Annotated in this window: 9 protein-coding genes; 6 read left to right on the top strand and 3 right to left on the bottom strand. The window is 68.5% G+C overall.

Annotated elements, in window-relative coordinates:
• Positions 1 to 11 precede the first annotated feature (11 nt).
• Positions 12 to 3599, top strand: coding sequence for a transcription-repair coupling factor (mfd, locus tag ACIPRS_RS02575; protein ID WP_446537405.1), 3588 nt, complete (start codon positions 12 to 14; stop codon positions 3597 to 3599).
• A gap of 87 nt (positions 3600 to 3686) precedes the next feature.
• On the opposite strand, the gene ACIPRS_RS02580 is transcribed toward mfd, so the two are convergent.
• On the bottom strand, positions 3687 to 5258 hold the full coding sequence (locus ACIPRS_RS02580; protein ID WP_446537406.1) for a phospholipase D-like domain-containing protein: 1572 nt from the start codon (positions 5256 to 5258) through the stop codon (positions 3687 to 3689).
• 80 nt (positions 5259 to 5338) lie between these two features.
• On the opposite strand from ACIPRS_RS02580, the gene ACIPRS_RS02585 reads away from it, so the two are divergent.
• The 5 genes from ACIPRS_RS02585 (at position 5339) to ACIPRS_RS02605 (ending at position 9130) form a co-directional block, all read left to right on the top strand.
• Positions 5339 to 5902 carry a SixA phosphatase family protein gene (locus ACIPRS_RS02585; RefSeq protein ID WP_446537407.1) on the top strand — a complete coding sequence of 188 codons (564 nt, stop codon included), beginning with the start codon at positions 5339 to 5341 and terminating at the stop codon, positions 5900 to 5902.
• Positions 5899 to 6564: a deoxyribonuclease V gene (nfi, locus tag ACIPRS_RS02590; RefSeq protein ID WP_337730182.1), complete on the top strand. Its 666-nt coding sequence runs from the start codon at positions 5899 to 5901 to the stop codon at positions 6562 to 6564. The genes ACIPRS_RS02585 and nfi overlap by 4 nt, the downstream gene beginning before the upstream one ends.
• A 123-nt stretch (positions 6565 to 6687) precedes the next feature.
• A complete protein-coding gene (locus tag ACIPRS_RS02595) occupies positions 6688 to 7551 on the top strand; it encodes a pirin family protein (protein WP_337730183.1) in 864 nt (287 codons plus the stop codon).
• A gap of 148 nt (positions 7552 to 7699) precedes the next feature.
• A complete protein-coding gene (aqpZ, locus tag ACIPRS_RS02600; RefSeq protein WP_446537408.1) occupies positions 7700 to 8422 on the top strand; it encodes an aquaporin Z in 723 nt (240 codons plus the stop codon).
• Positions 8423 to 8668: 246 nt separating this feature from the next.
• Positions 8669 to 9130: a hypothetical protein gene (locus ACIPRS_RS02605; RefSeq protein ID WP_446537409.1), complete on the top strand. Its 462-nt coding sequence runs from the start codon at positions 8669 to 8671 to the stop codon at positions 9128 to 9130.
• A 45-nt stretch (positions 9131 to 9175) separates the two neighbouring features.
• On the opposite strand, the gene ACIPRS_RS02610 is transcribed toward ACIPRS_RS02605, so the two are convergent.
• Positions 9176 to 10036 (bottom strand): pirin family protein, encoded by an 861-nt coding sequence (locus ACIPRS_RS02610; RefSeq protein ID WP_337730185.1) that lies wholly within the window; start codon positions 10034 to 10036, stop codon positions 9176 to 9178.
• Between the two features lie 155 nt (positions 10037 to 10191).
• A complete protein-coding gene (locus ACIPRS_RS02615) occupies positions 10192 to 11553 on the bottom strand; it encodes an NAD-dependent succinate-semialdehyde dehydrogenase (protein WP_446537410.1) in 1362 nt (453 codons plus the stop codon).
• Between the last annotated feature and the right edge of the window lie 17 nt (positions 11554 to 11570).

Here is an 11570-nt window from a genome sequence, read left to right on the forward strand (position 1 = left end):
TTTGTGTACCCATGACCGATACCAAGAAACCTTCCCTGCCCGCTCCGCCCCTGCCTCGTGGCGGCCAATCCCGCGCCTGGTGGCGCGCGCCCGCGTCGCCCACCGCGCTGGCCTGGTCCATCGCCGCAGCCGCGCGTGCGCATGCCGGCCCGGTGCTGGTGGTCGCGCGCGACAACCACGAGGCGCACCAGCTGGAAGCGGACCTGCACACGCTGCTGGGCATCGCGGCCGACGTGCCGGTGGTGCCGTTCCCGGACTGGGAGACGCTGCCGTACGACCAGTTCAGCCCGCACCCCGACATCGTGTCGCAGCGCCTGTCCGCGCTGCACCGCCTGCCGACGCTGTCGCGCGCGATCGTGGTCGTGCCTGTGCAGACGCTGATGCAGCGCCTGTCGCCGCTGCGCCACATCGTCGGCGGCAGCTTCGACTATCGGGTCGGCCAGCGCCTGGACTTCGACGCCGAAAAGCGCCGGCTCGAAGCGGCCAGCTACCGGCACGTGCCACAGGTACTGGACCCGGGCGACTTCGCCGTGCGTGGCGGCCTGCTGGATGTCTATCCGATGGGCGCGGAGGCGCCGCTGCGGATCGAACTGCTGGACGACAGCATCGACTCGATCCGCCATTTCGATCCGGAAAGCCAGCGCTCGCTCGACAGGACCGATGCCGTGCAATTGCTGCCCGGGCGCGAAGTACCCCTGGACGAGCGTTCGGTGGAGCGCGCGATGACGCTGCTGCGCGACCGCTTCGACGTGGACACGCGCCGCAGTGCCCTGTACCAGGATCTGAAGTCCGGGCTGGCACCGGCGGGCGTGGAGTACTACCTGCCGCTGTTCTTCGACCAGACCTCCACGCTGTTCGACTACCTGCAGGAAAACACGCTGCCCGTGCTCACCGACGGCTTCGGTGAAGCCGCCGAGGCCTTCTGGGCACAGACCCGCAACCGATACGAGCAGCGCCGCCACGACATCGAGCGCCCGCTGCTGCCGCCGGACGAGCTGTACCTGTCACCGGACGGCCTGCGCGAGCAGCTCAACCGGCGTGCGCGCATCGAGGTCTGCGGCGCGCAGCACAGCCGGTACGCCGATGCGCTGCCGCTGGGCGACCAGCCGTTGCCGCTGCTGCCGGTCGCGGCGAAGGACGCGCCTGCGGGCGATGCGCTGAAATCGTTCCTCGGCCACTACCCGGGCCGCGTGCTGATCGCCGCCGACTCGCCCGGCCGTCGCGAAGCGCTGCTGGAAGTGCTGCAGGCGGCGGAGTTGAAGCCCGACGTGGTGGCAGACTTCAGCGCCTTTCTCCCTTCTCCCGCCGGGAGAGGGTGGCGCGAAGCGTCGGATGAGGGTGCGGCGAAGGCGCCGGCAACCGAATCATCGCGCACGTCACGCACCCTCACCCCAACCCCTCTCCCGCAGGGAGAGGGGCTTCCTCGCTTCGCCATCGCGGTAGCGCCGCTCGCCGATGGCTTCGCGCTGGACGATCCGCGCATCGCGGTACTCACCGAACGCCAGCTGTTCCCCGAGCGCGCCACCCAGGCGCACCGGCGCAAGCGCACCGGCCGCGAACCGGAAGCGATCATCCGCGACCTCGGCGAGCTGACCGAGGGCGCGCCCATCGTCCACGAGGATCATGGCGTGGGCCGGTATCGCGGCCTGATCGCGATGGACGTGGGCGGCATGCCGGGCGAGTTCCTCGAGATCGAATACGCCAAGGGCGATCGCCTGTACGTGCCGGTTGCGCAGTTGCACCTGATCAGCCGTTACTCGGGCGCGTCGGTGGAAACGGCACCGCTGCATTCGCTCGGGGGCGAAGCTTGGGCCAGGGCGAAGAAGAAGGCGGCGGAGAAGGTGCGCGACGTGGCCGCCGAGCTGCTCGAGATCCAGGCGCGCCGGCAGGCCCGCGCCGGCCTGGCGCTGCACCTGGACCGCGCGATGTACGAGCCATTCGCGGCGGGCTTTCCGTTCGAGGAGACACCCGACCAGCACCATGCCATCGAAGCGGTCATCCGCGACCTGGCCAGCAGCCAGCCGATGGACCGCGTGGTCTGCGGCGACGTCGGCTTCGGCAAGACCGAGGTGGCCGTGCGCGCCGCCTTCGCTGCGGCCAGCGCCGGCAAGCAGGTGGCGGTGCTAGTGCCGACCACGCTGCTGGCCGAGCAGCACTACCGCAACTTCCGTGACCGCTTCGCCGACTGGCCGCTGAAGGTGGAGGTCCTGTCGCGCTTCAAGACCACCAAGGAGATCAAGGCCGAACTCGACCGCCTGGCGGAAGGCAAGCTGGACGTCATCGTCGGCACGCATCGCCTGCTGCAATCGGACGTGAAATTCAAGGACCTTGGGCTGGTGATCGTGGACGAGGAGCAGCGGTTCGGCGTGCGCCAGAAGGAAGCGCTGAAGGCGCTGCGCGCGAACGTGCACCTGCTGACGCTGACCGCCACGCCCATCCCGCGCACGCTCAACATGGCGATGGCCGGCCTGCGCGACCTGTCCATCATCGCCACCCCACCGGCCAACCGCATGGCGGTGCAGACCTTCGTCACGCCGTGGGACGCGGCCATGCTGAAGGAGGCGTTCCAGCGCGAACTCGCGCGCGGTGGCCAGGTGTACTTCCTGCACAATGACGTGGAGAGCATCGGCCGCATGCAGCGCGACCTGCAGGAGCTGGTGCCCGAAGCACGCATCGGCGTCGCGCACGGGCAGATGCCCGAACGCGAGCTGGAACAGGTGATGCTGGATTTCCAGAAGCAGCGCTTCAACGTGCTGCTGTGCACGACCATCATCGAGTCCGGCATCGACATTCCCAACGCCAACACCATCATCATGAACCGCGCCGACAAGTTCGGCCTGGCGCAGCTGCACCAGTTGCGCGGGCGCGTCGGCCGTTCGCACCACCGCAGCTACGCGTACCTCGTGGTGCCGGACAAGCGCAGCATCACGGCCGATGCGCAACGCCGGCTGGAAGCCATCGCCTCGATGGACGAACTGGGCGCCGGCTTCACGCTGGCCACGCACGATCTTGAAATCCGCGGCGCCGGTGAACTGCTGGGCGAGGACCAGAGCGGCCAGATGGCCGAGGTGGGCTTCAGCCTGTACACCGAACTGCTCGAGCGCGCGGTGCGTTCGATCAAGGCCGGCCACCTGCCCGACGTGGACCTGGGCCAGGAACGCCGCGGAGCCGAGGTCGAGTTGAACGTGCCGTCGTTGATCCCGGACGACTACCTGCCCGACGTGCACACGCGCCTGACGCTGTACAAACGCATCAGCAGCGCGCGCGACAAGGACGAACTGCGCGACCTGCAGGTGGAGATGATCGACCGCTTCGGCCTGCTGCCGGATCCGGCCAAGTACCTGTTCGCCACGGCGGAACTGAAACTCGCCGCGAACGAGATGGGCATACGCAAGCTGGAACTCGGCGAGCATGGCGGCCGCATCGTGTTCGAGGCCAAGCCGAAGATCGACCCGATGGCCGTGATCCAGCTGATCCAGAAGCAACCCAAGCTCTACACGATGGAGGGTCCGGACAAGCTGCGCATCAAGGTGCCGCTGCCGGAGGCGCCCGACCGTTTCAATGCGGCCAAGGCATTGCTGACCACGCTGGCGGTGTGATGCGAATTGGCCCTTGCAGGAGGGGCTCCAGCCCCTCCTGCGGGGGTGAGCCGATGCAATCCGTCGCGACCGCGTGCGACCCTGGCGCTACAGCTGCGATTCGATCGGCAGCCAGCCGACGGCACGCGCCACCCATCGGCGCCACGCGCTGGCTTCCGGTTCACGCTCCCACACCTTCGGCGGCTGCGTGGACGCGTCCTCCCAGCGCAGCGCGCCATCTTTCAGGGACACGCGATAACTCCGGTCGGGTGCGATCTTGGCCTGGTAGCTGCGCAGCAGCGCGGCCGCGGCACCGCGATCGCGGAACAGCACGCCCATCTCGGTGTTGAGGTTGACCGAGCGCGGGTCGAGGTTGAAGGAACCGATGAAGCCGGCGTCATCGTCCACGACGAACGCCTTCGTATGCAGGCTGGCACCGCTGGAACCGAACAGGCTGCTGTCCTGTTCGCCATGCGGCATCAGCTCGAACAGCGTCACGCCGCCTTCCAGCAACGCTACGCGATAGGGTGCGTAACCCCCATGCACGGCCATGACGTCGTTGGCGGCAAGCGAGTTCGTCAGCACGCCGACGTCCACGCCCTGCGCGCGCCTGGCCACCAGCCAGCGCGCGCCTTCGTCGCCCGGCACGAAGTACGGCGAGATCACCCGCAGCTGGCGCTTGGCCTCGCCCATCGCCCTGCCCAGCCGATGGACCAGCCACTGGCCCTGTCCTTCCCCTTGGCCCTTGGAGGCGGGATCGGAATACACACCCACGTCATCCAGCCAGTGCAGCGTGGTGCCCCCCACCAGCGCGCGGACGCCGGGGGAACGCCGCAACCTCGCCACGTAGTCGCCCGCCTGTGCGGACGCATACCCGGCATCGCCGTTCTCGCGCAGCCGCTCCAGCGCGCCCTTCTCCGCGGTCGTCAGCGCTGCGAGTGGAATGACCGAGGCGCTGTTCCAGAAGTCGTCGAAGATCGCCGCTGCCTGCGCGACCGCAGGTCCGATGAGTACCGCATCCAGATCGAGGAAATTGGTCTGCGCGGCGGCGTCGAAATACTCGTCGCCCACGTTGCGGCCACCCACGACCGCCACGCGTCCATCGGCAATCCAGGCCTTGTTGTGCATGCGGCGGTTCATGCTGACCGGGCGCAACAGCATCTCGCTGGCACGGCCCAGCACGCCGGCACGGCTGCGCGAGGGATTGAACAGGCGCACCTCGATGTTGGCATGCGCATCCAGTGCGGCGAGCTGGGAATCCTTGCCATGCGCGGTCATGTCGTCCAGCAGCAGGCGCACGCGCACGCCGCGATCGGCCGCGCGCAGGGCCTCGTAGCTCAGCAGGTTGCCGGTGAAGTCCTGGTTCCAGATGTAGTACTGCAGGTCCAGGCTGCGGCCTGCCGCGCGCGCCGTGGCGGCACGCACGGTGAAGGCGTCCAGGTTGTCCTGCAACAGGGCCATCCCGCTCCGCCCCGGATGCTCGCGCAGCAAGGGCGCGATGGCGCGGTCGAGCGGCGTGGCATCGGCGGCGATCGGCAGCGACATCGAGGCAGGCCCACGCGCGGCCTCCGCGAACCTTCCGTAGCTGTACAGCGCCGTGCACGACGCCACCACCAGGATCAGCAGCAGGATACCCAGCCGACGCAACCACCTGCGCATGGTGTCCCCTTCTTCACGCATGGAGCCTTATCGTAGCCGCAGCCGTGTGAGGACACCGCTTGCGCGGTCCTGCCCACCGTTGCACGCTCGATGCCTCCGTCATGTCCGGGATTGCCATGCGCCTGCCGTACCTGCTCCGCTTTTTCGCCCTGCTGCTCATGCTCCCGTTGCTCGCTGCCTGCGCTTCCGGACCGGCGCGGGAGGCCGCCTCGGCCCCCCTGACCTTCATCGTGGTGCGGCACGCCGAAAAGGCCACCGACGACCCGGAGAATCCGAGTCTCTCCGCCGCCGGCCTGGCCCGCGCCGATGCACTGGCCCAACGCCTGCACGATGTCCCGCTGATCGCGGTGTATGCCACCGAGTTCCGCCGCACCCGCCAGACCGCGCATCCGGCCGCCACCGCCCACGGATTGCCGGTAGAGGCGTACTACGCGCGTGGCCCGGCCGGTGAAGTCGCCGCGCAGTGGAAACAGCGGCATCGCGCCGGCACCGTGCTGGTGGTGGGCCACAGCAATACCGTGCCCGACCTGGTCGCGGCCTTGTGCGGATGCGCCGCAGCGCCGATGGACGAGACGGAGTACGACCGCGTCTCCATCGTCCGTGTGCATGCCGATCGGCCGGCAACCCTCGAGGTGCAGCGCTACGGCGCACCGACCGCGCGATGAAGGCCCTGTTCGGCGACTGGGATGGCAGCATCGCGCACGCACGCCGGCTGCAGGAGCTGCTGGCGGCGGAAGTCGTGCTGCGCGACGACAGGCCCGAGGTACCACGCTGGCTGGCGGGATTCGATGTCGGTTTCGAAGACGAAGGCGCCATCACGCGCGCCGCTGCCGTGCTGCTCGCCGCCGACACGCTGCAACCCGTCGCATCGGAGGTGGTGCGCGTCCCCACCTCCATGCCCTACGTCCCCGGCCTGCTGAGCTTCCGCGAACTGCCCGCGCTGGTGGCGGCGCTGGAACGCCTGCCGCACGCGCCGGACCTGGCCTTCATCGATGGCCAGGGCATCGCGCATCCGCGCCGGCTGGGCATCGCCGCGCATTTCGGCGTGGTGACCGGACTGCCCAGCATCGGCGTGGCGAAGAACGTGCTGTGCGGCAAGCACGATGCACTCGGCGCGGCGCCCGGTGAGCGCACGCCGCTCATCCATCGTGGCGAGCAGATCGGCTGGGCACTGCGCAGCAAGCTGCGTTGCAATCCGCTGATCGTTTCGCCCGGCCACCGGGTGTCGATGCAGGGCGCGCTCGACGGCGTTCTGCGGACCTTGCGGGGCTATCGCCTGCCCGAACCCACGCGGCTGGCCGACCGGCTGGCATCGCGACGGGACTGACGGCGACCGGCGTCGGCTCATGCCCTTGATGGGGGATGCGCTGCAACGGATCGTTTCCGTATCGTCTGCCGGCGCCACGGCCCCGCGTGCGATGCTTCCGCCCACCCCGATCAGGACGCCCCCATGACCACGATCATCGCTCCCCGCGTGCACGACCTCGGCGGCGGCTTCAATGTGCGCCGCGCGGTACCCAGCCTGCAGGCCCGCAGCGTGGGGCCGTTCGTATTCGTCGACCACATGGGGCCGGCGGTGTTCGAGCCCGGGCGCGGCATCGATGTCCGCCCGCATCCGCACATCGGCCTGGCCACGGTGACGTTCCTCTGGTCCGGCGCGATCAACCACAAGGACACGCTGGGTTCGGAACAGGTGATCACGCCCGGCGACGTCAACTGGATGACCGCCGGCCGCGGCATCGCCCACTCCGAACGCACGCCGGTGGATATCCGCACCGGCCAGCACACGGTGCACGGCATGCAGACCTGGGTGGCACTGCCGACGTCGTACGAAGAGGTCGCGCCCGAGTTCCACCACCACACGGCGGCCACGCTGCCGGTGCTGGAACGCCCGGGCGTCCGGCTGCGCGTCATCGCCGGCCATGCGTACGGGGAAGAGTCGCCGGTGAAGGTGTTCAGCGGCACGTTCAATGTCGCCGTCGACCTGCAGCCGGACGCGGAACTGGAGATCGACAACGGCCACGCCGAACGCGCGCTCTACATCCTGGAAGGCGACGCCCAGGTGGACGGCGCCGACATCCCGGAGAAGCACCTGGTGGTGTTCGACCGTGGCACCCGACCGGTGCTGCGCGCGAAGACACCGCTCAAGGGCCTGCTGATGGGCGGCGAACCGCTCGACGCGCCCCGCCATATCTGGTGGAACTTCGTCTCCAGTTCGAAGGAGCGCATCGAACAGGCCAAGCAGGACTGGCTGGACGGTCGCTTCGGCCATGTCCCTGGCGAAACCGAGTTCATTCCCCTGCCCGAACGCTGATGGACCCCGCACGCGCGGCCAATGTGACACTTCCTTCATTGCCGTTTGAATGCCCCCGGCATAACGCAAAGCAAACACTTGCAGCGAGCGGCTTCCGCTATCGTGCGCGCACCGTCATGTGACGGGACGCACACCGATGGGGGTTGGCATGAGTCTGGCAAAGAAGCTCGCAGCGGAGTTCCTGGGGACATTCTGGTTGGTGCTGGGCGGCTGCGGCAGCGCGGTCCTGGCAGCCCATTTCGGCGGTGACGGCAACCCGCTCGGCATCGGCTTTCTCGGCGTGGCACTGGCGTTCGGCCTGACCGTGCTGACAGGCGCGTACGCGTTCGGCCATATCTCGGGCGGTCACTTCAATCCTGCGGTGAGTTTCGGGCTGTGGGCGGGTGGCCGGTTCCCGGTCAAGGACCTGGTGCCGTACATCGTGGCGCAGGTGCTCGGCGGCCTCGCGGCCGGCTTCATCCTGTGGCAGATCGCCAGCGGCAATCCGGCCTTCGCGGTCGATCCGAACTCGGCGGGCGCATTCGCCAGCAACGGCTATGGCGCGATGTCGCCCGGCGGTTACTCGGTGGCGGCGGCGTTCCTGACCGAAGTGGTGCTCACGGCGTTCTTCCTGATCGTCATCATGGGTTCGACCCATGGACGCGCGCCCGCCGGCTTCGCACCGATCGCGATCGGTTTGGCGCTGACCCTGATCCACCTGATCAGCATCCCGGTCACCAATACGTCGGTGAACCCGGCACGCTCGACCGCAGTGGCGTTGTTCGCCGGCCCGGCGGCCATCGGGCAGCTGTGGCTGTTCTGGCTGGCCCCGATCCTGGGCGGCCTGATCGGCGGCATGCTCTACGGCTGGATGGGACGGGATCGCGACTGAGCCCTGCAGCCTGTGCCCGGAACCACCGGGCACAGGCCCGACCCGCGGCGTGACGGGTGTCGCCGTTCGGCCATCGCTTGCGTTGTTTTGCGACGCAGCATGGGCTATGGTCGGGTCAACTGCCGGGGGAAAACGGCAGCCGACGTCGTGGAATGCCAGGGGATTACGCAGCGGCCGCACGCGGCCTGCCACGACGCGCGGACGAGTTGGCTCCGCCTACCGGGGCGCTCCACCCAGGGGATATCCATGAAGACCGTGATTGCTGTTTGCCTTGGCCTCTTTTCCGCCTCCGCGTGGGCGCAGGCCGCACCCTCGTGCCCCACCCTGCCCGCCAGCGCCGGCCTGCAGTGGGAGCAGCGCGCCGATGCCAGCTTCATCGCCTGCAAGGCGATCACCGCCGATGGACGCCAGATACTGAACGTGATGCTGACCTCGCGCGATCCGAAGATCCGCCTGGAACGGCGCCTGCGCGAAGAAGAGAGCACGTTCTCCGGCGAGGAGATCTACTGGTACAAGCTGGACCTGGGCGGACAGGAAACCATACCGGCCATGGCGTCCCGCCGCATCACCGTGGTCGAACTCGGCGACGACCAGTACGCGCAGGTCTGGATCAACGCGGACTCCGCGCAGGAACTCAGCTCGATGATTTCGCTGGCCCAGCAACTCGACGTGCGTGCGGCCAGCGCGCAACTGTCCGCCGGCAACTGACGCCGCCGGCGGCATCCTCGACGGGAAGGCATGCCGCCCTTCGCGTCAGAACCGGCCTTCCTGGAAGTCGACGAAAGCCTGCATCAGTTCCTGCCGCGTGTTCATCACGAAGGGGCCATGCCGCATGACCGGTTCGCGCAGCGGCCGGCCCGCCACCAGGATCAGCCGTGCCGGCTGGCTGCCGGCACGCACCTGCAGCGTGTCGCCACCGCCCAGCACCCCCATCTCGTGCGTGTCCAGCGGGCGGGCTTCGTCGCCCTCGCCCACCGTCACCGCACCCTCGAACACATAGGCGAACGCGTTGTGACCGACGGGCAGCGTGTACTCCCACGCATGTCCCGGCTGCAGCGCGATGTCGAGGTACACCGGATCGGTGGCCGGTTGCGAGATCGGTCCCTGCGTATCGCCGACAGCACCGGCGATCACCTTCACGTCGATGCCCTTGGCCGGGTGCGCAACCGGGATCTTCTCGGGTGCGAACTCCTGGTACTTCGGCGCCGTCATCTTGTCGCGCGCCGGCAGGTTCACCCACAACTGGAACCCGCGCATCCGCCCGGACTCCTGCTCGGGCATCTCCGAATGCACCAGGCCCCGGCCCGCCGTCATCCACTGCACCGCGCCCGGCGTCAGCAGGCCCTCGTTGCCGTGGTTGTCGCGATGGCGCATGCGGCCGTCCAGCATGTAGGTGACGGTCTCGAAGCCACGGTGCGGATGCTCGGGGAAACCGGCGAGGTAGTCCTCGGCCTTGTCCGTGCCGAACTCATCCAGCAGCAGGAACGGATCGAGGTCCGGCAGGTCGGGGCCGCCGATCACGCGCGTCAGCTTGACGCCCGCGCCATCGGACGTGGGTCGGCCGCGGATCGTGCGGATCACCCGGGCGGGCGTGGTGTCGGTCAGAGTGTTCATGGTGCCTCCAGTTCAACTGCCGACAAGATGGCACCGGCATGACGGCTTAGGAACGGCAACCCACGTAACCATCCGTTCCACCGATGGCATGCCCGCTGCAGGAGGGGCTTTCTCGACCATGACGGAGCCGGGCAAGCCAGGCTCCACCACGCAGGTCAGGCCACGTAGACCGACTTGATGTTCATGAACTCGTGGATGCCATGCCCGGCCAGCTCGCGACCGAATCCCGAGCGCTTGGTGCCGCCGAACGGCAGACGCACATCGCTGCGCACGATCGCGTTGACGAAGGCGGCGCCTACCTGCAGCTGGCGTGCGATGCGGTCGCCCCGCTCCACGTCCTTCGTCCACACGCTGGCGCCCAGGCCGAACGTGGTGTCGTTGGCCACGCGCACGGCTTCGGCATCGTCCCTGACGCGCAGGATGCTGGCGACCGGGCCGAACAGTTCCTCTTCGTAGGCGGGCATGCCCGGCACCACGGCATCGAGGATCGACGCCGGATAGCCCGCATGCGACGCATCGGGCTCGCCGCCCAGCAGCACCTTCGCGCCCTTCGACACGCTGGCCTGCACCTGCTTGTGCAGTTCATCGCGCAGGTCCTGGCGCGCCATCGGTGCCAGCGTGGTGGCCTCGTCCTGGGGATCGCCGAGCTGCAGCTTCGATGACGCCTCGACGAAGCGCTTCACGAATTCGTCCGCGATCGCGTCCTGCACGATGAAGCGCTTGGCCGCGATGCAGGTCTGGCCCGCGTTGCCGAAGCGCGACGCGACAGCGCCGGCCACTGTTTTCTCCAGGTCGGCATCGTCCAGCACGATGAAGGCGTCGCTGCCACCGAGCTCCATCACGCTCTTCTTCAACTGGCTGCCGGCGTTGGATGCCACGGAGCGTCCGGCGCGTTCGCTGCCGGTCAACGTCACGGCGGCCACGCGCGCATCGCGGATCACCTCGGCTGCCTGGTCGTTGTCGATGTGCAGCACACCGAACACGCCCGCAGGCAAGCCGGCGGTCGCCAGCACCTCGCCGATGACGTCGGCGCAGCGCGGCACGTTGCTCGCGTGCTTGAGCACGGCCACGTTGCCGGCCATCAAGGCAGGCGCGAGGAAGCGGAAGACCTGCCAGATGGGAAAATTCCACGGCATCACCGCCAGCACGCAGCCGATGGGTTCGTAGCGCACGTAACTGCGCTGGCCATCGGTGGCGACAGGCTGGTCCTGCAGGTAATCGGCCGCGTGGTCGGCGTAGTAGTCGCAAGCGCCGGCACACTTGTCGACTTCGGCCAGGGCTTCCTTGCGCAGCTTGCCCATCTCGGCCGTCGTGGTGCGCTGGATGTCATCGCGGCGACGGCGCAGTTCGGCCCCGATCGCACGCAGCACCTTGCCCCGCTCGGCGAGCGACAGCGCTGCCCAGGCCGGGAACGCCTGCTGCGACGCCGCCAGCACGGCATCGATCTGCGCGGAAGTCATCAGTTCGTGGCGGTACTCGACCTGTCCGGTCGCGGGATTGACGGTTTCGATGGTCATGGCGTTCGTTCGATGTC

Source organism: Pseudoxanthomonas sp. LARHCG66 (assembly GCF_052871755.1).